The 18,926-nt window shown below is 69.5% G+C and carries 21 protein-coding genes; 12 read left to right on the forward strand and 9 right to left on the reverse strand.

The window, feature by feature from the left end; translation table 11 throughout:
* Positions 1–46: 46 nt before the first annotated feature.
* On the reverse strand, positions 47–262 hold the full coding sequence (locus AAG801_RS29055; protein WP_101489529.1) for a hypothetical protein: 216 nt from the start codon (positions 260–262) through the stop codon (positions 47–49).
* 136 nt (positions 263–398) lie between these two features.
* Between AAG801_RS29055 and AAG801_RS29060 the strand changes: the two genes are divergently transcribed.
* Positions 399–833, forward strand: a complete 435-nt coding sequence (locus tag AAG801_RS29060; protein WP_341891514.1) for a hypothetical protein — start codon at positions 399–401, stop codon at positions 831–833.
* A gap of 79 nt (positions 834–912) precedes the next feature.
* On the forward strand, positions 913–1,710 hold the full coding sequence (locus AAG801_RS29065; RefSeq protein WP_341891515.1) for an enoyl-CoA hydratase/isomerase family protein: 798 nt from the start codon (positions 913–915) through the stop codon (positions 1,708–1,710).
* Positions 1,711–1,726: 16 nt separating this feature from the next.
* Here the strand turns inward: AAG801_RS29065 and AAG801_RS29070 are convergent, their stop codons facing one another.
* Positions 1,727–2,830 carry a M14 family metallopeptidase gene (locus AAG801_RS29070; protein ID WP_341891516.1) on the reverse strand — a complete coding sequence of 368 codons (1,104 nt, stop codon included), beginning with the start codon at positions 2,828–2,830 and terminating at the stop codon, positions 1,727–1,729.
* 46 nt (positions 2,831–2,876) lie between these two features.
* Positions 2,877–4,208 carry an MFS transporter gene (locus AAG801_RS29075; RefSeq protein ID WP_341891517.1) on the reverse strand — a complete coding sequence of 444 codons (1,332 nt, stop codon included), beginning with the start codon at positions 4,206–4,208 and terminating at the stop codon, positions 2,877–2,879.
* 130 nt (positions 4,209–4,338) lie between these two features.
* Between AAG801_RS29075 and AAG801_RS29080 the strand changes: the two genes are divergently transcribed.
* On the forward strand, positions 4,339–5,241 hold the full coding sequence (locus tag AAG801_RS29080; RefSeq protein ID WP_341891518.1) for a LysR substrate-binding domain-containing protein: 903 nt from the start codon (positions 4,339–4,341) through the stop codon (positions 5,239–5,241).
* 16 nt (positions 5,242–5,257) lie between these two features.
* Here AAG801_RS29080 and AAG801_RS29085 read toward each other — a convergent pair whose 3' ends face one another.
* Positions 5,258–5,620, reverse strand: a complete 363-nt coding sequence (locus AAG801_RS29085) for a hypothetical protein (RefSeq protein WP_341891519.1) — start codon at positions 5,618–5,620, stop codon at positions 5,258–5,260.
* A 184-nt stretch (positions 5,621–5,804) separates the two neighbouring features.
* On the opposite strand from AAG801_RS29085, the gene AAG801_RS29090 reads away from it, so the two are divergent.
* Positions 5,805–8,198: a sulfite reductase flavoprotein subunit alpha gene (locus AAG801_RS29090; protein WP_341891520.1), complete on the forward strand. Its 2,394-nt coding sequence runs from the start codon at positions 5,805–5,807 to the stop codon at positions 8,196–8,198.
* Here the strand turns inward: AAG801_RS29090 and AAG801_RS29095 are convergent, their stop codons facing one another.
* Entirely contained in the window at positions 8,199–8,858 is a 660-nt protein-coding gene (locus tag AAG801_RS29095) for a glutathione S-transferase (RefSeq protein WP_341891521.1), read from the reverse strand.
* A gap of 91 nt (positions 8,859–8,949) precedes the next feature.
* Between AAG801_RS29095 and AAG801_RS29100 the strand changes: the two genes are divergently transcribed.
* Both AAG801_RS29100 and AAG801_RS29105 read left to right on the forward strand, forming a co-directional pair.
* Positions 8,950–9,822 (forward strand): helix-turn-helix transcriptional regulator, encoded by an 873-nt coding sequence (locus tag AAG801_RS29100; protein ID WP_341891522.1) that lies wholly within the window; start codon positions 8,950–8,952, stop codon positions 9,820–9,822.
* A gap of 65 nt (positions 9,823–9,887) precedes the next feature.
* Positions 9,888–10,799, forward strand: coding sequence for an SDR family NAD(P)-dependent oxidoreductase (locus AAG801_RS29105; RefSeq protein WP_341891523.1), 912 nt, complete (start codon positions 9,888–9,890; stop codon positions 10,797–10,799).
* Positions 10,800–10,805: 6 nt separating this feature from the next.
* Here AAG801_RS29105 and AAG801_RS29110 read toward each other — a convergent pair whose 3' ends face one another.
* Both AAG801_RS29110 and AAG801_RS29115 read right to left on the reverse strand, forming a co-directional pair.
* Positions 10,806–11,384, reverse strand: a complete 579-nt coding sequence (locus AAG801_RS29110) for a GNAT family N-acetyltransferase (protein WP_341891524.1) — start codon at positions 11,382–11,384, stop codon at positions 10,806–10,808.
* A 34-nt stretch (positions 11,385–11,418) separates the two neighbouring features.
* On the reverse strand, positions 11,419–11,835 hold the full coding sequence (locus AAG801_RS29115; RefSeq protein WP_341891525.1) for a hypothetical protein: 417 nt from the start codon (positions 11,833–11,835) through the stop codon (positions 11,419–11,421).
* 113 nt (positions 11,836–11,948) lie between these two features.
* On the opposite strand from AAG801_RS29115, the gene zigA reads away from it, so the two are divergent.
* Complete coding sequence (zigA, locus tag AAG801_RS29120; RefSeq protein ID WP_101489543.1) at positions 11,949–13,142, forward strand: zinc metallochaperone GTPase ZigA; 1,194 nt, start codon at positions 11,949–11,951, stop codon at positions 13,140–13,142.
* Between the two features lie 12 nt (positions 13,143–13,154).
* On the opposite strand, the gene AAG801_RS29125 is transcribed toward zigA, so the two are convergent.
* The gene (locus AAG801_RS29125; RefSeq protein WP_341891526.1) at positions 13,155–13,808 is read right to left on the reverse strand and encodes an FMN-binding negative transcriptional regulator; all 654 of its coding nucleotides are present in this window, start codon (positions 13,806–13,808) and stop codon (positions 13,155–13,157) included.
* A 16-nt stretch (positions 13,809–13,824) separates the two neighbouring features.
* A complete protein-coding gene (locus AAG801_RS29130) occupies positions 13,825–14,301 on the reverse strand; it encodes a transcriptional repressor (RefSeq protein WP_341891527.1) in 477 nt (158 codons plus the stop codon).
* Positions 14,302–14,466: 165 nt separating this feature from the next.
* On the opposite strand from AAG801_RS29130, the gene AAG801_RS29135 reads away from it, so the two are divergent.
* The 5 genes from AAG801_RS29135 to AAG801_RS29155 all read left to right on the forward strand — a co-directional run bounded on the left by AAG801_RS29135 (position 14,467) and on the right by AAG801_RS29155 (position 18,791).
* Positions 14,467–15,129: a dienelactone hydrolase family protein gene (locus tag AAG801_RS29135; RefSeq protein WP_101490274.1), complete on the forward strand. Its 663-nt coding sequence runs from the start codon at positions 14,467–14,469 to the stop codon at positions 15,127–15,129.
* Positions 15,130–15,189: 60 nt separating this feature from the next.
* Positions 15,190–15,507 (forward strand): putative quinol monooxygenase, encoded by a 318-nt coding sequence (locus AAG801_RS29140; protein ID WP_341891528.1) that lies wholly within the window; start codon positions 15,190–15,192, stop codon positions 15,505–15,507.
* Between the two features lie 165 nt (positions 15,508–15,672).
* Entirely contained in the window at positions 15,673–17,229 is a 1,557-nt protein-coding gene (gene gshA, locus AAG801_RS29145) for a glutamate--cysteine ligase (protein WP_101489546.1), read from the forward strand.
* Between the two features lie 138 nt (positions 17,230–17,367).
* Positions 17,368–17,748 (forward strand): response regulator, encoded by a 381-nt coding sequence (locus AAG801_RS29150; RefSeq protein ID WP_101489547.1) that lies wholly within the window; start codon positions 17,368–17,370, stop codon positions 17,746–17,748.
* A gap of 113 nt (positions 17,749–17,861) precedes the next feature.
* Positions 17,862–18,791 carry an SDR family NAD(P)-dependent oxidoreductase gene (locus AAG801_RS29155; RefSeq protein WP_341891529.1) on the forward strand — a complete coding sequence of 310 codons (930 nt, stop codon included), beginning with the start codon at positions 17,862–17,864 and terminating at the stop codon, positions 18,789–18,791.
* Positions 18,792–18,926 lie beyond the last annotated feature (135 nt).

Here is an 18,926-nt window from a genome sequence, read left to right on the forward strand (position 1 = left end):
TGCGCGGCAAGAAAGCCGCCGCGCACTGAGCGCTTGAAGCCGGATCTCAGCGGTCCGGCTTGCCGCGCTGGAACAGGCCGACGCCGACCAGCGCCACCCCCAGCGCGAGCGCGAACCAGCCGACGATGTACGCGCCGGCCACCATGTCGAACCAGCGCGTGCCCTGCAGGAAGCGCGGGCCCAGCAGCACGGCGACGCCGATCAGGAGGCAGAGGATGCCGCGCTCGATGGTGCGCAGCTGTCGTTGGGGGCGTCGGGCCATGGGGGTCTTTGCAAGGGAAAACGGAAGCGGCCATTGTCCCGCGCCGCGCGGGAAGGTCGGTAGCGGCCTGAAAACGTCGCGTGCGCGCATCGGTCGGCGCGCAAAAATGCTTCCAAACGTTGCAGAATCGCAGGCCATGCCATACCGCCACCTGCCCACCGGTTCCGCCTTTTTCCTTTCGTTCCGACGCGCCTGCGTGGGCGCCTCGCTGGCCCTGGTGGCCGCCGCGGCCTTCGCGCAGCCGCAGCCCGACCCCGCCGGCTTCCCGATGGACTCGGTCGGCTACCTCAACGAGGAGCTGCCGCGCATGGAAGCGGCCGTCGCCGCGAAGGACCGCAGCTTCTTCCTCGGCGCGATGACGCGCATGGTGCAGTTCTCCGAGCGCTGGGGTTTCAAGGTGAAGGCCAACCCCGAACTGGCCGCCTACCCGATGTGCACGGCGGCCGTCATGGACTACGCGGTGGTCGGCATGTGCAAGCTGAACCCCGCCGACGACGTCTGCGAGCCGGGCCTGGCGCCGCGTTTCGACGCGAACCTGAAGCGCTGCCGCGAACTGGCCGCGCAAAAATAGGCCTCCGGCCTTTCCTTCTCTTCCTTCATCGAACGAAGTCCCCGCGCCATGGCCGTGCGTGCGGGGCGGAGACACACGCATGGACTACACCCGCTACCAGACCCTCGCCCTCACGCGCCGCGGCGCGAACGGCGCCGTGCTCGACATCCAGATGCGCGCCGCCAACGGCAAGCTGCCCACGGCCGGCCATGACGGCCACCGCGAGCTGGCCGAAATCTGGCGCGACGTGGCGGCCGACGACACGGTGCGCTGCGCCGTGCTGCGCGGCGAGGGCATGGGGTTCTCGGGCGGCGGCGACCTGGGCATGGTGCAGGACATGACCACCGACGACACGGTGCGCCAGCGCGTATGGAAGGAAGCGCGCGACCTCGTCTACAACCTCATCAACTGCGACAAGCCCATCGTGAGCGCCATGCACGGCCCGGCCGTGGGCGCGGGGCTGGTGGCGGGCCTGCTGGCCGACATTTCCATCGCCACGAAGAACGCGAAGATCGTCGACGGCCACACGCGCCTGGGCGTGGCGGCGGGCGACCACGCGGCCATCGTGTGGCCGCTCTTGTGCGGCATGGCCAAGGCCAAGTACCACCTGCTGCTGTGCGAGCCGGTGAGTGGCGAGGAGGCCGAGCGCATCGGCCTGGTGTCGCTGGCAGTGGACGAGGCCGACCTGCTGCCGCGCGCCTACGAGATCGCCGACCGCCTCGCGGCCGGCAGCCAGAGCGCGATCCGCTTCACCAAGTACGCGCTGAACAACTGGCTGCGCCAGGCCGGGCCGACCTTCGACGCCTCGCTGGCGCTCGAGTTCATGGGCTTCGCGGGCGCCGACGTGCGCGAGGGCGTGGCCTCGCTGCGCGAGAAGCGCGCGCCGAACTTCGGCTGAGCCGAAGCCCGCCGGGTCAGGCGTTCTTGAGGCCCTGCAGGGTCTGCAGCAGCACCACGCGCGTCTGCCCCAGCACCATGCCCTTCCACTCGTCGTTGTCGCAGTAGAACGCGTCGCGCAGGCGGCGGCGGATCTCGCGCTTCTGCGATTCGGGTGCTTCGGGATGGCGGCGCAGCCAGGTGTCGGCGCGCAGGCGATCGAGCACTTCCAGGTCGGGCAGCGTGCCGAATTCGAGGCCCATGGGCGCGACGCGCGCGTTCGGGCATTCGTCGTACGCGGTCGAGATCACCGGGCCCGACACGTCGGCCGAGGCCGAGTCGCCCGCGAAGGGCGCGAACACGTCGGCACCCCACCAGGCGTGGGCCAGCGCGAGGTCCTCGGGCGTGTTGCGGCCCGGGTAGATTTTTTCGCCGTGGCCGTAGGGGCCCAGGCCGGTGTGCACGTCGATCCAGCCCAGGTGCGTGGCCGAGGCCGCATAGCCGCGCAAGATGGCGCGGATGGTGCGGTTGCTCCACGACGGCGCGGTGCCGCCGTAGAACAGGCCGTCGGGCGAGGTGTACTGCCCGCGCGTGACGGCTGCGCGAAAGGCCGTCATGCCGTGCGTGGCGATGTAGCCCGCCACGGCCGCGTCGTCGGCGGACGTCGGCGGCCAGCTGGCGGGCAGCACCAGCGGCTCCACGTCGGCGTACGCGGCGTTCACCGGCAGCGGCGCGCTGAAGTCGATGTGGTTGCGGTTCAGGTCGATGTTGTCTTCGTTGGTGCGGTGCAGATGCGAGAAGCCGTGCGGGTTCACCGCATGCACCAGCAGCAGCGCGACGCCCGCGCGGTCGAGGCGCGCGAGCAGGTCGGCGTCGTTCAGCGTGGCCACCTGCGCACCCGAGCCGCAGAAGCCCTCGGGGCCGTGCGTGCCCGAGGTGACGAGCAGCACCTTCTTGGCGTCGGCCGCGCCGATCAGCGCGACGTCGGTGGCGAGTTCTTCGCCGAGCGCGCCGCGGTGCGTGGGGTGCACGAACGATTCGATGGTGGCACCGCGCGCCGCGGCGGCCTCGAGGAACTTGGCGCGGGCTTCGACATACGTGCCCGAGAAATGGCGGGTGGCGGCAGTGGCAGGCTGGGACATGGCGGGAAGATTCCTGTGCATGAAGGCGGGAAGATTGAAGACGGTATCAGGCGGGCGCGTGGGCGTTGGCTGCGTCGATGTCGCGGCCGGTGTGGTCGCGCAGCCATAGCAGGCCCAGCAGCGACACCAGCGTCATCGCCACCAGGTACAAGGCCGGCGCGAGCTTGCTGCCGGTGGCGTTGACCAGCCAGGTGCTGATGAAGGGCGCGAAGCCGCCGAAGAGCGCCACGCCGACGCTGTAGACCAGCGACATGCCGCTGGCGCGCACGCGCTTGGGAAACATCTCCGGCAGCATCGTGATGCCCGGCACCGTCTGCACGACCAGGCCGATGCTCAGCACGCCGAGCACCACGAACAGCACCACGGGCGTCGGCGATGCGTTGAGCCAAAGAAAGCCCGGATAGATCAGGATCGCCATCACGATGCGGCTCCAGAGGATGAGCGGCTTGCGGCCCACAACGTCCGAGAGCTTGCCCACGAAGGGCGCGAGCGCGAACGACAGCAGGCCCGTGAGCGCCGCGCCGAACAGCGCCACCGACGGCGTGAGGCCCAGTTCGCGCACCGCGTAGGTCGGCATGTAGAAGGTGACCACATACGCCGCCGTGGTGCCGCCCACCAGCGCGAGGATGGCGGCGAGCACCGTCTTGCCGTGCTGCGTGCAGACGATCTTCAGGCTGCTTTCGCGCGGCGCCTTCGCGTCTTCGGGCGAGATGTGCAGCGACTCTTCGAGGTGGCGGCGGATGTACATGCCCACCGGCGCGATCAGCATGCCGAGCACGAACGGCACGCGCCAGCCCCAGCTCTGCATGGCCTCGGGCGTCAGCGAGAAGGTGAGCGCGCCCACCACCACGGCGCCGAGCATCACGCCCAGGCCCTGGCTCGCGAACTGCCAGCTCGCCATGTAGCCGCGGTTGGCGGGCGTGGCGTGCTCCACGAGCAGCGTGGTGGATGCGCCGACTTCGCCGCCGGCCGAGAAGCCCTGGATCAGCCGCGCCAGCACGATCACGACCGGCGCCGCGACGCCGATGCTCGCGTAGGTCGGCGTGAAGGCGATCAGCGCGCAGCCCAGCGCCATCAGGAAGATCGTGAGGGTCATGGCCTTCTTGCGGCCCGCGCGGTCGGCGTACGCGCCGATGATGATGCCGCCCAGCGGCCGCATGATGAAACCGACGCCGAAGCTCGCCACCGTCAGCAGCAGCTGGCCGTAGGAGGTGAAGGTCGGGAAGAACAGCTTGCCGATCACCAGTGCGAGAAAGCCGTAGACGGTGAAGTCGAAGAACTCCAGCCCGTTGCCGATGGTCGTGGCCACGATGGTCTGGCGCCGGCGTGCAGGCGACGAAGGGGATGTGGGCGAGGGCTGGGAAGCGCGGGTGTTCATGTGTCTCCTGTGTGTTCTCAAGGGCGCAGGCCGCGTCGGGCCTTGACCGCGGCGGATGCTAGAGACTCGCAGCTGTCATGAAAAGACAATAATTGGGCGTCAACGATAACTTTTGGTTGTCACTCCAAAGATGAAGCCCAATCAGTTGCATGCCTTCGTGGCCGTGGTCGAGCAGATGAGCATCCGCGCCGCTGCGCGCGTGCTCGGCATCTCGCAGCCGGCCGTGACCAAGATCGTGCGCGAGCTGGAGCGCGAGGTCGGCGCGCCGCTGGTGGAGCGCAGCGTCAAGGGCGTGCGCCTCACACAGTTCGGCCTGGCCTTCGCGCCGCGTGCACGGCTGCTGCTGGCCGACATGGAACGCGCCCGCGACGAGATTGCGCAGATCCGCGACGGCGCCACCGGCTCGGTCTCACTGGCCGTGAGCGCCTCGTTCGCGCTCACCGTGCTGCCCGCCGCCTTCAAGGACTTCCACACGCGCCTGCCCGCGGTCGACGTGCAGTTCAGCGAAGCCGTGCTGCCGTGGATGCTCGCGCGGCTGCGCGATGGCTACCTCGACTTTGCGGTGGCGCACGTCGTGCCCGGCACGCTCGATCCGCAGTTCGAGGCGCTCGAGTTGTTCCCGGTGCAACTGGTGGTCGGCCTGCGCGAGCGCCATCCGCTGCGCAATGCGCGGTCATTGCACGATCTCTATGCCGCCGAATGGGTCCTGCCCGGCGACGACCATGGCGGCACCAACGCCGTGGCGCCGCTGTTCACCCCGCTCGGCTTGTCGCCGCCCACGCGCGTGCTGCAGGGCCACTCGGTCACCGTGGCGCTCGCGCTGGTGGGCCACATGGATTTGATCGGCCTCTTCGTCGAGCCGCTCGCCGGACTCAGCTTCAAGCGCCACGGCATCCGGCGCGTCGATGTGCGCGAGACGATGCCGATACTGAACGTGTGCGTGGTGCGCCGGCGCGGGCAGCCGTCGACGCCGGCGGCGCAGCACTTCATTGAGTGCATCCAGCGGGCGTCGGCGGCGGCGGTGAAGGGGTAGCGGAGGCGGGTTCGGCTCAACTCCAGAGCATCAGCACAAGAGCGACAGTGACGCCAAGGGCCACGTAGCCGATGCCGGCCAGCAGCAGCGCGAAGCTGACGAGGTAGATCGCGCGCCGGCCCCAGTCTGGCGCGCTCGGTACGCAGTGCCAATAGACCAGAGCGGCTGCGAGGATCAGCACGCCCTCGATCGCATACGCGATGACGCGCGTGGCCTCGCTGGAATGAAAGAACGACTGGTCCAGCCACATCCCGAGAACTCCTGCGAGCGGGATCAAGGCCGTCCAGGCGAACACGCCAAGCGCGAGGCGCCCCGCCGTTTTCAGCGGATGGCCTTCGTACAGCATGGATTTCGGCGCCGAATGCGCATCGGCAGTCATGAATTTCCTCCCTGACTGGCGTTTCGAAATGGAACGCTCTGGAGGTCATCCTAGGGACGCGGGCGCCAGGAGACTGCTATCAAATGAGAACTTCTCTCATCGATAATCCCTGCTGCTGCCCTGATCGACGCTGAGCGCTCCGGACTTCGTTTCTTTTTCTTCTTCCTTTCGTTCCTCGTTTCCCATGGCCTTGCTGCGTCGCGTCTGGTTCCAGATCCATTGGTTCATCGGCATCACGGCGGGCAGCGTGCTGGTCGTCATCGGTTTGAGCGGCGCGACGCTGTCGTTCCGCGCCGAGATCACCGACCTGCTGAACCCGATCCCGGCGGCCTTGGCCGCACCGCTGGCACCGCCCGCGCTGCTCGCGCGCTTGCAGGCGGACTCGCCCGGGCGCCGCATCGCGACGCTGACCGTGTTCACCGAGCCCGGGCGCCCCGCGCGCGTCGGCTTCGCGCCGCCGCCCGGCGAACGGCGCGGCGAGACGCGCTTCGCCGATCCCGCCACCGGCGCGCTGCTGCCCGAGCCCGTGGGCGAGCACTTCTTCGAGTTCGTGGAAGAGCTGCACCGCTGGATGCTGCTGCCGCGCGACGACGGCAAGCCCATCACCGGCTCGCTGGCCGGCCTGTTGCTGCTGCTCGCGCTGTCGGGCCTGTACCTGCGCTGGCCGCGCCGCCCCTTCGCGTGGCGCCAGTGGCTGCGCATCGACTTCGCGCTGCGCGGCCGCGCCTTTCTGTGGAACCTGCATGCGGTGGTCGGTACCGTCGCGCTGCTGGCCTATGTGGTGTCGACCACCACGGGCATGTACTGGGCTTTCGACGCGCTGCGCAAGGTGGTCGACGGCGCAGCCGGTGAAGCCCGCGTGATGCGTGTCGAACGCGCACCGGCCGATGCCCCGGTGACGCTCGACCTGGCGCGCGTCTGGCAAGCCTTCGGCGACACCACGGGCGGTGACTGGACCCAGGTCACTCTGCGGCTGCCGGCGCGCAACGGGGCGCAGGTCGAGGCCAACTACCTGCGCACGAACCCCGAGCACGAGCGCGCGCGCAACCGCCTGTACCTGCACGCGGCGACCGGCGAGACGCTGCGCCACGAACGCTACGCCGACAAGCCGCTCGCCGGCCGTCTCGTGAACAGCATCTATCCGCTGCACATGGGCACCTACTGGGGCTTGCCGGGGCGCATTGTGATGATGCTCACGAGTCTGGGGCTTGCGCTCTTCGCGATCAGCGGCTGGATGATGTACCTCGGCCGCCGCCGCACCGCGAAGGCCGTGCGCGCCGAGCGTGCGCGGCTCGATGCGGCCGCCGTGCCCGCCACCTCGGGTGATGCGGGCCAGGTGCTGGTCGCCTTCGCGAGCCAGACCGGCCATGCCGAGCGCCTCGCGCTGCAGACAGCCGGTGCGCTGCAAGCCGCCGGCGTTGCGGCGGTGGTGCGGCCCGTATCCGCGTTGAGCGCCGATGCGCTGCTGCATTTCCGGCAGGTGCTGTGGGTGGCGAGCAGCTTCGGCGAGGGCGATCCGCCCGACAGCGCGCGTGCCTTTGCCCGTGCGTTCGCGCGGCAGAGCGGCCCAGGTCTGCGCCATTTGCGCTACGGCCTGCTCGCACTCGGCGACAGCAACTACGCAACCTTCTGCGGTTTCGGCCGCAAGCTCGACCACGATCTGCACAACCAGGGCGCGCAGCCGATGTTCCCCATGATCGAAGTCGACGGCGAAGACCCGGTCGCGCTCGCACGTTGGCACGACGCGCTGCGTGAGACCTTCGGGGTGCGCGATGCGGCGTGGCCTGTGTCGACCGCACCGGCTTTCGACGCCTGGCGGCTCGATGGCCGGCGCCTGCTCAATGCGGGCAGCCAGGGCGATCCGCTGTTCGAGATCGAACTGCGGCGCGTCGACGGCAGCGACGCAGCGAGCTGGGTGCCTGGCGCATTGGTCGAGATCGTGCCGCGCCAGATGCACGACGACGGCGCCCCGGCGCCCGCGCCGCGCAGCTACTCGGTCGCATCGATTCCGTCCGACGGCGCCGTCCAGCTGCTGGTGCGGCAGGCGCGGCACGACAACGGCCTGGGCGTGGCCTCGGGCTGGCTCACGGTCGGCGCGCCGATGGGCGCGGAACTCGCGCTGCGCCTTGTCGCCAACCCCGGCTTCGCGCTGCCCGACGATGCGCGGCCTTGTGTCTTCATCGGCAACGGCTCGGGCTTCGCGGGCCTGCGCGCGCTGCTGCGCGAACGCGCACGCCGCGGGCACGGCCGCAACTGGCTGGTGTTCGGCGAGCGACACGCCGCGCACGACGGCTTCGGCGCGAACGAGGTTGCGGCATGGCAGGCCGGCGGCCTCGTGGCGCGCTCCGACTTCGTCTACTCGCGCGACCAGGCGCAGCGCGTGTACGTGCAGGACCGCCTGCGCGAGGCCGCCGAAGCGCTGAAGCAGTGGGTGGAGGAGGAGGGCGCGATCGTCTTCGTGTGCGGCAGCCTCGAAGGCATGGCGCCGGGCGTGGATGCGGCGCTGACCGAGGTGCTGGGCGAGAGCGGCATGGACGCGCTCATCGCTGAGGGCCGCTACCGCCGCGACGTTTACTGATCAGGCCGCCGGAAAGCTCACACCCGGTTCGCCCGCCTGCCAGGGCGCGTATTTGGTCATGACGCGCGCGAACAGGTCCGACGCGATCCAGTCCGACAGCCAGGCCTGAAGGCGTGGCCAAGGCTGCGCGTCGAACCAGGCCGCATCAACCATCGCAAACTGGCGCACGAAGGGCATGAGCGCCGCGTCGGCCAGCGTGGCATGCGCGCCGGCCAGCTGTGCCGACATCTCGAGCCTGTCTTCGAGCCCTTGCAGGAAGCGTGCGCCCTCGTCGCGTGCCGAGCCTTCGGACGCGGGGTAGCGCGCCGGGTACTTGTAGCGGTCGAGCAGCGGCTTGAAGCCGTTGTCGCAGGCGGCAACCAGCGCGAGCAGCTCATCGAGCGTGCCGCGCTCCGGCGTCAGCCAGCGCAGCGGGTCGTGGCGGCGCAGCGCCCACAGCATCACGTCCAGGCTCTGTTCCAGCACCGCCGCGCCGCTGTCGAGCACCAGCACGGGGACAGTGCCCTTGGGCGAGGCCGCGAGCATCTCGGCGGGCTTGCGTTTCAGCTCGATCTCGCGCAGCTCGCAACGCTGTCCGCTCGCCACCAGCGCGAGCCGGGCCCGCATCGCATAGGGACAGCGGCGGAACGAATAGAGCACGGGGAGGGCGGAGTCGGGCATGCGAACGAAAGATGAGCAGCGGGAGCCGGCCGATTGTCGAACCATCGGGCCGGGTCGCGCGGCAGCGGGTTTTTCCTCACAATCGACCGCCATGGGCGAACGTCTTTTTCTCCGGCTCCACGATGACCCGCTGCACGGGCCGGAGTCGGGCGTGCCCGACGACACGCTGCATGTGCTGCCGGTTGCGCCGGCCCTGCAGTCGCATGTCTCGCACCTGATGATGTACCGCGAGACCTTCGCGCCCGGCCACGAGATGCGCGAGCGTGTGCTGCCCGACGGCGCGATCCGGCTGGTCTTCAACTTCGGCGATGCGCCCTCGGCCGACGACGCGCCGGGGCAGGCGGTCGAAGCCATCGGTGCCTTCGCCGCGCCGGCTGTGGTGCGGATGCGCGACACGGTGGAAGGCCTGTCGGTGGCGCTGCGCCCCGGCGCGGCAGCCGCGCTGCTCGGCGTGCCGGCCGGCGAGATCGCGGGCCGCGCGGTGCACCTCGACGAACTCTGGGGCGGCGAGGGCACGACGCTGCTCGCGCGCATGGCCGAAGTGCGCGGCGATGTCGCACGCGCCGATCTGCTGCAGCAGGCGCTGATGAAGCGCTTGCAGAAGGCGGGCGACAGCGCACCGCCGGCCGCAGCGATGCACGCCGCACGGCTCATCGCCGCTGCCGACGGGCGCCAGGCATTGCGCGAGGTCGCGCACGCCGTCGGCGTGGGCGAGCGTCGGCTGCAGCAGCTCTTTCATGCACACGTCGGGCTGTCGCCGCGCGCCTGGGGCCGGCTCGCGCGGCTGCATGCCTGCCTGCGCGCATTGCGTTTGCACAGCGCGCCGGCCTGGGCCGACATGGCGCTGGACCACGGGTTCTACGACCAGTCGCACCTCGTCAACGAGTTCCGCGCCCTGTGCGGCGTGACGCCCACCGAATTCCTCGGGCGCAGGGTTTCGGTTTCTTCCAAGACGGCGCGCTGAGGCCGGCCTATCGTGGGGGCTTGTCCTGCCAAAGGACCCTCATCGAAAGAAGGAGCAACGAAAAAATGACAGCAGCCCCCTCCACCCCTGACGCCGCGCACCGCCCGCTGGCGGGCCGCGTGGCCGTGGTGACCGGCGCCAGCCGCGGCGCGGGCCGTGGCATTGCGCAGGAACTGGGCGCGGCCGGCGCCGCCGTGTACGTGACGGGTCGCAGCACCCGCGCACGGCCGGCCGACAGCTACGGCCAGCTGTTGGCCCTGTCCGAGCTGGCCGCCTTGCCCGGCACCATCGACGACACCGCCGACGAGGTCACGCGGCTCGGCGGGCGCGGCATCGCCGTGGCCTGTGACCACACGAAGGAAGACGAGGTGGCCGCGCTGTTCGCGCGCGTCGAACGCGAGCAGGGCCGGCTCGACCTGCTCGTGAACAACGCCTGGGGCGGCCACGAAACCTTCACGGGTGTCTTCGAGGCACCGTTCTGGGAGCACCCGCTCGCCAACTGGGATTCGATGTTCGACCGCGGCGTGCGCAACCACCTCGTGGCCAGCCGCTGCGCCGCGCCGGGCATGGTGGCGCGCAAGCGGGGCCTGATCGTCACCACCACCTTCTGGGACCGCGGTCACTACCTGCGCGGCAACCTGTTCTATGACCTCGCCAAGGCGTCGATGACGCGGCTGGCCTTCGGCATCGCGCAGGAGCTGCAGCCGCACGGCGTGGCCTCGGTGGCCGTGTCGCCGGGCTGGATGCGCACCGAGTTCGTGCTCGCCGGCCACAAGACCGACGAGGCGCACTGGCAGGAGCGCCCCGCGCTGGCACGCACCGAATCGCCGCGCTACCTGGGCCGCGCCGTGGCCGCGCTGGCGGGCGATGCGCAGGTGCTCGACAAGACCGGCCAGGTGCTGCGCGTGGGCGACCTCGCGCGTGCCTACGGCTTCACCGACATCGACGGGCGGCAGGTCGAGCCGTTCGAGATGTAGGGCGCGCTACGACAGTTCGCGCACGTCGATGCGAAAGCGCAGCTCGGGCGCACCGCCGAGCCCGGGCTCGGTGATGAACTCCTCGACCAGCACGCCGCCGTTGGCGCGGATCACGCGCTGCGAGGCGAGGTTGTCGGGGCTGGTCGTGATCTCGACGTGGTCCAGGCCGATGGCGCGCGCATCGGGCAGCAGCGCGCGCAGCGCGGCGGTGGCATAGCCCCGGCCGCTTTTCCACGGCACCACGCCGTAGCCGATGTGGCCGAGGCAGTACGAAGGCAGGGCGTTGGTGCCCGGCTGCCAGCGCAGCTGGATGCTGCCGCAGAACTCGCCGTCCCACAGCCAGCGTCGGTAGCCCGGCAACCGGGGCACGGTGCCGCCGGTGGGCAGCGCGATGGGCGGGCCCTTGGCCTCGCGGTCGACGAGGCCGGCGAGAAAGCTTTCGGGGTCGGTGCGGATCAGCGCCAGCTCTTCGCGGCCGGCTTCGGCCCGCAGGTTGTTGGGCGACCAGCCGCGCTCCAGTGCAGCGATGTAGCCGGGAAGGTGCTCGGGCGAGGGCCAGACGAGTTGCAGTGCGGAAAGGGACATGGGAAACGGTCCTTGTAGTCCTTGTCTTTGAAGATCAGTACGAACGCAGGGCGATGCCCCAGCGCCCCTCGGCCTGCACGACGATCCAGAGGTTGGCGTGCGTGCTGAGCACCGCGCCGGCTGCATCGCGCCGCGTGTAGTGCACGACGAAGTGCACCTTGTCGTGGCTCACGAGCACCGGCTCCTTCTTTTCGTACTGCGTGCGGGCCCAGCCGCCGGCCTTGAGCGTGTCGAAGAAATCGGCAGGGTGCTGGCCGGGCACGGGCCAGTCGAGCCGCCGCGCGCCCGAGAGCATCGTGTGCGGAAAGTGCAGCTCGGCGTCCATGCCGCGCGTGTCCGCGGCGTTGAAGGCGGCCGTGAAGCGGTCGAGGCAGGCCGACGCGGCCTCGACGACGGCAGCGTGCGGCGCGTCGGAGGGCGGCGGGGCGACGAAGGCGGAAAAGTCGGTCATGCGTCGGATGGTAAAGCGAGTGTGCGGTCGGGATGTGTGTGGCGATATAAATGCAACCAAGTTGCGACAATCCATATAATGCAACTCCATTGCATTTGAAGAACGAGTCTTCCATGGCCGATCGCCTTCCCGTCACCGTGCTGTCCGGCTTCTTGGGCGCCGGCAAGACCACGCTGCTCAACCACATCCTGCACAACCGCGAGGGCCGCCGCGTGGCGGTGATCGTCAACGACATGAGCGAGGTCAACATCGACGCCGCGCTGGTGCGCGAAGGCGGCGCCGCGTTGTCGCGCACCGACGAGAAGCTGATCGAGATGAGCAACGGCTGCATCTGCTGCACGCTGCGCGAAGACCTGCTGATCGAGGTGAAGCGGCTCGCTAAGGAAGGGCGCTTCGACCAGCTCGTGATCGAGTCGACCGGCATCTCCGAGCCGCTGCCCGTGGCCGAGACCTTCACCTTCGCGGGCGAAGACGGCCAGAGCCTGGCCGACGTGGCGCGGCTGGACACCATGGTCACGGTGGTCGATGCCTTCAACTTCCTGCGTGACTACGGCTCGTCCGACAGCCTGGGCCAGCGCGGCCAGTCGCTCGGCGACGAAGACACGCGCACGGTGGTCGACCTGCTGATCGAGCAGATCGAGTTCTGCGACGTGCTGGTGGTCAACAAGACCGACCTCGTGACGGCCGAAGAACGCGAGCGGCTGATGGCCATCTTGCGCAGCCTCAACCCGCGTGCGCGCATCGAGGAGTCGGAGTTCGGCCGCGTCGCGCTCGACCGCGTGCTCGACACGGGCCTGTTCGATTTCGAGCAGGCCGAGCAGGCGCCGGGCTGGCTGGCCGAACTGCGTGGCGAGCATGTGCCCGAGAGTGAGGCCTACGGCATCCGCAGCTTCGTGTACCGGTCGCGCCTGCCGTTCCATCCGAAGCGCTTCTGGGACCTGGTGCAGAGCGAGTGGGAGGGCGTGGTGCGCTCCAAGGGCTTCTTCTGGCTCGCGAGCCGCCCGACCCGTGCGGGTTCGTGGTCGCAGGCCGGCGGTGCCTGCCGCTATGGCGTGGCGGGCTTGTGGTGGGCGGCCGTGCCGCGCGAACACTGGCCGACCGACCCCGACGGGCTCGAACTCATCCGCAAGAACTGGGACGACGCCACCGGCGATGCGCGCCAGGAGTTGGTGCTGATCGGCATCGGCATGGACGAAGCGGCGCTGCGCGCGCGGCTCGATGCCTGCCTGCTCACGCCCAACGAGATGCGCTTCGGCCCGTCGTGGTGGCAGAACCTGCCTGATCCGTTTCCGTCGTGGAACGCGTAGGGCGCGGGCGATTCAGTCGCCGGCGCTGCCGGGCTGCATCGCCTGCTGCACCAGCCGTGCCATGGCCGATGCGCTCTCGCTGCCGACGGCGGCCAGTCCCTGCACGGTGCCTTGACGGTCCTGCAGGGCTTCGTCCTGGCTGGCCTTGAGCTTGCCTTCGAGGCGGTCGATGGGGATCTCGATGCCCACCACGGCGCGCGCCAGCTTGCGGATGAAGGCCTCGGGCGCGTCCGTGGTCTGCCAGGGCACGGGCTGGCCGGCCTCGTTCGCCGCGGTGAGGCGCGAGAGCAGGTCGAGCAGCCAGGCCTCGTCGTCGATGGCGCGCGCGATGCCGTGCGCATGCGCGACGGCGTAGTTCCAGGTCGGCACCACCTGGCCGTGCGCGGCCTTGCCGGGGTACCAGCCGGGCGTGATGTAGGCCTGCGGCCCCTGGAACATCACGACCGACGGGGCCGATGCATCGAGCTGGCGCCACACCGGGTTCGCGCGCGACACATGGCCGAGCAGCGTGCCGAACGGGCCGCGCGAGCGGTCGAGCAGAAAGGGCAGGTGGTTGGCGACCAGCCCGTCGGCGCCGCTCACGACCCAGGCGCCCAGCGGATGCGCGTCGATCAGCGCGTGGCTCGCGCCGATGTCGGGCTGGCGGTGGTGCCGGGAGACGTACACGCGCGGCGCGATGAAGCTAGCGCGCGCAGTCGCCGCACATGCCGTGCAGCGTGAGCGCCGTGTGCCGCGTGTCGATGCCCTGCTTGCGCAGCGCCCTGCCGAGCCGGCCCATCACCTTGGGCAGTTCGGGGTCGGAGGGCAGCGCCAGCACCTTGTGGCACTGGTCGCATTCGAAGGTGTTGCCCGAGGCGGTGTCGACGTGCCGTGCGAAGCGGTTGACCCGGTCGGCGGCCACGCGGCGGTCGCACAGGCCGGCCTCGACCAGCCGGTCGAGCACGCGGTAGAGCGTGACGCGGTCGGGCGGCTCGCCCGTGGTGGCGGTGTAGGCGCCGGCCACTTCCTCGTGGGTCAGCGGCTGCGAGCCGTGTTCGAGCAGCTCGAGCACGGTCTGGGCGGCGCGCGTGACGCGCAGCCCGCTGCCGCGCAGCAACGCCTCGCTGTCGAAGGCGGGGCGGGGCGGCGAGGTTTTCAGGGGCGGGGTGGGGGTCTTCATGCGAAACGCCATTGTGTTGCATCCGGCGCCCCCTTGCGACGGCAAGGACAGCCGGGGCCCGGATGTTGCGAGGTGCAAGTCAGCCAACCGGCCGTTTCGCCGCGGCCCGGGTCGCCCGAATGCGCTAAGGTCTGGGCATTCGCATTCTGAATACCTTCGTTGACCATGTCCCGTCCCCCCATCGAAATCGAAACCGCCCCGAACCCCACCGCCACGGTGGTCCTGATGCACGGCCTGGGCGCCGACGGCAACGACTTCGTGCCGATTGCCGGCGAGCTCGACCTGTCGGCCGTGGGCCCCGTGCGCTTCGTGTTCCCCAACGCGCCGGTGATCCCCGTCACGCTGAACAACGGCTACCAGATGCCGGCGTGGTTCGACATTGCCGGGGCCGATTTCAATGTGCAGGAAGACGCCGCAGGCCTGCGCCGCTCGCAAGCCACCATCGAGGCCGTGATCGCGAATGAAAAGGCCCGTGGCATTGCCGCCAGCCGTATCGTGGTCGCCGGCTTTTCGCAGGGCTGCGCCATGGCGCTGCTGACCGGCCTGCGCCATACCGAGCGCCTGGGCGGCATCGTCGGCCTGTCGGGCTGGCTGCCGCTGGCGGCCAGCACCGCGGCCGAGCGCCATGCCGCCAACCACGACACGCCGGTGTTCCTCGGCCACGGCCGGCAAGACCCGATGGTGCCGCTGGCACGCGCCACGCAATCGCGCGACGCGCTCACCGCCCTGGGCTACACCGTCGAATGGCACGAGTACGCGATGGCGCATTCGGTCTGCATGGAAGAAGTGGCCGACCTGAACGCCTTTTTGCTGCGCGTGCTGCGCTGACGCACAAGCGGGCCGCTGCAGCAACCCACGAGACAGACAGAGACACAGAAGGAGACCGCCATGATCCTCGTCATCGGACACGCGCTGGCAAAGGCCGACACCCTGCAGGCGATGCTGGCCATCAGCGTGGAGCACGTGTTGCGCTCGCGCGCCGAGCCTGGCTGCATTTCGCATGAAGTCACCACCGACGTGCAAGACCCGCTGCGGCTCACCTTTGTGGAGCGCTGGAGCGACATGGCGGCGTTGCAGGCGCACTTTCGGGTCGATGCGTCGCGTGCTTTCGCCAAGGCGCTCGCGGCCATGGCCGATGGCGTGCCGTCGATCCATGTCTACCAGTCGGAAGAGATCGACCTGTCGGCGGGCCGCGCCAAGGCCTGAGGTTTGCCCCCCGTTCCGCACTGGAATGCGCGTGGTATTTGAGAGGGTAGCTATGAAAAAGGTAGCAAAAAACAGCATAGCCGGATGCGGGATTCCCTGCTTCAGCAGTGCCAGTCCGCCCGTGCTACCTTCCAGCCCCACAGAAGATTGATGGGTCATAAGAACATGAGCAACAGATTGCAGGAGAGGCTGGGGGCGCTCCCGGCCGCGCGATTGAAGGGCATGCGTCGCGGCATCGAGAAGGAAAGCCTGCGCGCGTTGCCCGACGGCAAGCTGGCCCTCACGCCGCATCCGCTGGCGCTGGGCTCGGCGCTCACGCATCCGCACATCACGACCGACTTCAGCGAGTCGCAGCTCGAACTCATCACGGGCGTGCACGCGGGCGTGGAGTCGGCCATTGAAGAGCTCACGCGGGTGCACCAGTTCACCTACCGCGTGCTCGACCAGCTCGGCGACGAGCGCCTGTGGGTGTCGAGCATGCCCTGCGGCCTGCCGACCGACGAGACCATTCCGATCGGCCGCTACGGCTCGTCGAACGTGGGCCGCGCCAAGAGCGTGTACCGCATGGGCCTGAGCCACCGCTATGGCCGCCGCATGCAGACCATTTCGGGCATTCACTACAACTGGTCGTTGCCGGATGTGTCGAGCGAAGAGTATTTCGCACTCATCCGCAACTTCCGCCGCCAGGCCTTTCTACTGCTGTACCTGTTCGGCGCTTCGCCGGCCCTGTGTTCGAGCTTTGTCGCGGGCCGCCCGCACGAGCTGCAGCCGCTGGGCGACGGCAGCATGTACATGCCGCACGGCACCTCGCTGCGCATGGGCCCCCTGGGCTACCAGAGCGAGGCCCAGGCGTCGCTGGCCGTGAGCTACAACAGCCTGGAAGGCTACGGCGCCTCGCTGCAAGATGCACTCACGCGTCCGTGGCCGGCCTACGAGGCCATCGGCATCCGCAACCTGGGCGGCGACTACAACCAGCTGGGCACCAGCCTGCTGCAGATCGAGAACGAGTTCTACGGCACCATCCGCCCCAAGCGCGTGATCCACCCCGGCGAACGCCCGCTGCATGCGCTGCGCGAGCGCGGCGTGGAGTACGTCGAAGTGCGCCTGATGGACCTCGACCCCTTCGAGACCGTCGGCATCAACGCGCAGACCATGCGCTTCATCGACGTGTTCCTGCTGCACTGCCTGCTGAACGACAGCCCCGACGACACCCCGCAAGAGATTGCCGAATTGGCGCAGAACCAGCACCTCACGGCCGCGCGCGGCCGCGAGCCGGGCCTGAAGCTGCGCCGCGACGGGCGCGAGGTCGGGCTCACCGACTGGGGCCTGGAGCTGGTCGAACAGTGCATGCCCATTGCCGCCGCGCTCGACGCGGCGCAAGGCGGCACGCAGCACGTCGACGCGGTGCGCGCCGCCAGGGCCGGCCTCGAGAACCCCGACAGCCTGCCGTCGGCCCGCGTGCTTGCGGCCGTCGAGCAGCAGCACGGCAACTCGTTCATCGGCTTCGTGCGCGCCCAGTCGGAGCAGACCCGCGCCGCGTTGCTCGCGCTGCCGTTCACGGCCGCGCAGCAGGCCGGCTTCGAGCAGATGACGGCCGAGTCGATCCAGGCGCAGAAGCGCATCGAGGCGGCCGACACCATGCCCTTCGAGATCTACCGCGAGCAGTACGTCTCGCCGGCGCGCCTGGGCATGGCCCCCGGCCGCTTGCCAGTCGCGGCCTGAGGCAGCGGGGCGGCGCACGCCGACAGCGCCGCTGGCCGATGGCCTACAGCCATTGGCCTGTCCGGCTCACCGCGCCCGTGCGGGCAGCCCGGAAGATGGCGTCATGCACAGCCAAGCTTCGGATTCGGGACACTCACCATGACGCTCCATGCCTATCTGGTCGAGGACAGCCCCGTGATCCGCGAGAACCTCGTCGGCTTTCTTGAGGACGTGGCGGATGCGCACGTGGTGGCCTCGGCCAGCACCGCTGACGAAGCGCTCGACTGGCTGAGCCATCACCAGCGCGACTGGGACCTGGCCATCGTCGACCTGTTCCTGCAGCGCGGCAACGGCCTGGCGGTGATCCATGCCTGCCGCCACCGGTCGCCGCACCAGAAAGTGGTGGTGCTCAGCAACTACGCCACCGCCGACATGCGCCAGCGCTCGCAGCAACTGGGCGCCGATGCCTTCTTCGACAAGTCGGCCGAACTCGACCAGCTGGTCGCGTACTGCGCCACGGTCCAGCCGTCGCATGGGTGACTCCCGCCGGGGCTGTCCGGCGGCAAACGGGGCGGGGAACTGAGGTAAAACGCCGGGTTGCCGCCCGTCGGCAACCCTTTTTTCACCCCCTACAGACAGCGAGCAGAGACCTCATGAGCAGCAACAGCACCTCCATCGACTTCAAGGGCCGCGTGGCCATCGTGACCGGCGCGGGCGGCGGCCTGGGCCGCCAACATGCGCTGGCACTGGCGGCGCGCGGCGCCAAGGTGGTGGTCAATGACCTGGGCGGCGCGCGCGACGGCTCCGGCGGCTCGGTCAGCGCTGCGCAGGCGGTGGTCGACGAGATCAAGGCGGCCGGCGGCGAGGCCATGGCCAACGGCGCCTCGGTGACCGATTTCGAGGCTGTGCAGGCCATGGTCAAGCAGGCGGTCGACGCCTGGGGCCGCGTCGACATCCTGATCAACAACGCCGGCATCCTGCGCGACAAGAGCTTTTCCAAGATGGAGCTGGACGACTTCAAGCTCGTGGTCGACGTGCACCTGATGGGCGCCGTGAACTGCACCAAGGCCGTCTGGGCGCTCATGAACGAGCAGAAGTACGGCCGCATCGTGATGACCACCTCGTCGTCGGGCCTGTACGGCAACTTCGGCCAGAGCAACTACGGCGCCGCCAAGCTGGCGCTGGTGGGCCTCATGCAGACGCTGAGCATCGAAGGCGCCAAGAACGACATCCGCGTGAACTGCCTGGCGCCCACCGCCGCCACGCGCATGACCGAAGACCTGTTCCCCAAGGAAATGCTCGAGGCCTTCCGTCCCGAGGCCGTGGTGCCCGCGATGCTGGTGCTGGCCGCGCAGGACGCGCCGAACCGCACCATCCTCTGTGCCGGTGCCGGCACCTTCGAGGCGGCCCACATCACGCTGACGCAGGGCGCCTGGCTGGGCATTGCCGCCGACACGCCCGAGCAGCTGGCCGCGCGCCTGTCGGAAGTGACCGAGCGCGAAGGCGAGGCCGTGCCGCAGAGCGGTGCCGCCCAGGGCGCGAACGAAGTCGCCAAGGGCATGGCGAACGCCGGCCGGAACTGAGTCGCCAGTCGGTCGGTGCATGGCGCTTGACTTCGAGCGCACTCGAGCATTTCCAATGAATTCACCGGATGTCCGGTGTCTTCATTCCTCCAAGGAAATCACGCCATGCACACGATCGACAACAAGGCCCTCGTC

It is taken from the genome of Variovorax sp. YR752 (assembly GCF_943372545.1).

What these genes read in the sequence shown, in the direction of transcription:
- AAG801_RS29140 (WP_341891528.1), top strand. Translation starts at nt 15,190, where the DNA reads ATGATCCTCGTCATCGGACACGCGCTGGCAAAGGCCGACACCCTGCAG.
- AAG801_RS29100 (WP_341891522.1), top strand. Translation starts at nt 8,950, where the DNA reads ATGGGCGAACGTCTTTTTCTCCGGCTCCACGATGACCCGCTGCACGGG.
- AAG801_RS29105 (WP_341891523.1), top strand. Translation starts at nt 9,888, where the DNA reads ATGACAGCAGCCCCCTCCACCCCTGACGCCGCGCACCGCCCGCTGGCG.
- AAG801_RS29065 (WP_341891515.1), top strand. Translation starts at nt 913, where the DNA reads ATGGACTACACCCGCTACCAGACCCTCGCCCTCACGCGCCGCGGCGCG.
- AAG801_RS29070 (WP_341891516.1), bottom strand. Translation starts at nt 2,830, where the DNA reads ATGTCCCAGCCTGCCACTGCCGCCACCCGCCATTTCTCGGGCACGTAT.
- zigA (WP_101489543.1), top strand. Translation starts at nt 11,949, where the DNA reads ATGGCCGATCGCCTTCCCGTCACCGTGCTGTCCGGCTTCTTGGGCGCC.
- gshA (WP_101489546.1), top strand. Translation starts at nt 15,673, where the DNA reads ATGAGCAACAGATTGCAGGAGAGGCTGGGGGCGCTCCCGGCCGCGCGA.
- AAG801_RS29055 (WP_101489529.1), bottom strand. Translation starts at nt 262, where the DNA reads ATGGCCCGACGCCCCCAACGACAGCTGCGCACCATCGAGCGCGGCATC.
- AAG801_RS29095 (WP_341891521.1), bottom strand. Translation starts at nt 8,858, where the DNA reads ATGCCCGACTCCGCCCTCCCCGTGCTCTATTCGTTCCGCCGCTGTCCC.
- AAG801_RS29085 (WP_341891519.1), bottom strand. Translation starts at nt 5,620, where the DNA reads ATGACTGCCGATGCGCATTCGGCGCCGAAATCCATGCTGTACGAAGGC.
- AAG801_RS29110 (WP_341891524.1), bottom strand. Translation starts at nt 11,384, where the DNA reads ATGTCCCTTTCCGCACTGCAACTCGTCTGGCCCTCGCCCGAGCACCTT.
- AAG801_RS29155 (WP_341891529.1), top strand. Translation starts at nt 17,862, where the DNA reads ATGAGCAGCAACAGCACCTCCATCGACTTCAAGGGCCGCGTGGCCATC.
- AAG801_RS29060 (WP_341891514.1), top strand. Translation starts at nt 399, where the DNA reads ATGCCATACCGCCACCTGCCCACCGGTTCCGCCTTTTTCCTTTCGTTC.
- AAG801_RS29090 (WP_341891520.1), top strand. Translation starts at nt 5,805, where the DNA reads ATGGCCTTGCTGCGTCGCGTCTGGTTCCAGATCCATTGGTTCATCGGC.
- AAG801_RS29150 (WP_101489547.1), top strand. Translation starts at nt 17,368, where the DNA reads ATGACGCTCCATGCCTATCTGGTCGAGGACAGCCCCGTGATCCGCGAG.
- AAG801_RS29130 (WP_341891527.1), bottom strand. Translation starts at nt 14,301, where the DNA reads ATGAAGACCCCCACCCCGCCCCTGAAAACCTCGCCGCCCCGCCCCGCC.
- AAG801_RS29075 (WP_341891517.1), bottom strand. Translation starts at nt 4,208, where the DNA reads ATGAACACCCGCGCTTCCCAGCCCTCGCCCACATCCCCTTCGTCGCCT.
- AAG801_RS29115 (WP_341891525.1), bottom strand. Translation starts at nt 11,835, where the DNA reads ATGACCGACTTTTCCGCCTTCGTCGCCCCGCCGCCCTCCGACGCGCCG.
- AAG801_RS29135 (WP_101490274.1), top strand. Translation starts at nt 14,467, where the DNA reads ATGTCCCGTCCCCCCATCGAAATCGAAACCGCCCCGAACCCCACCGCC.
- AAG801_RS29080 (WP_341891518.1), top strand. Translation starts at nt 4,339, where the DNA reads ATGAAGCCCAATCAGTTGCATGCCTTCGTGGCCGTGGTCGAGCAGATG.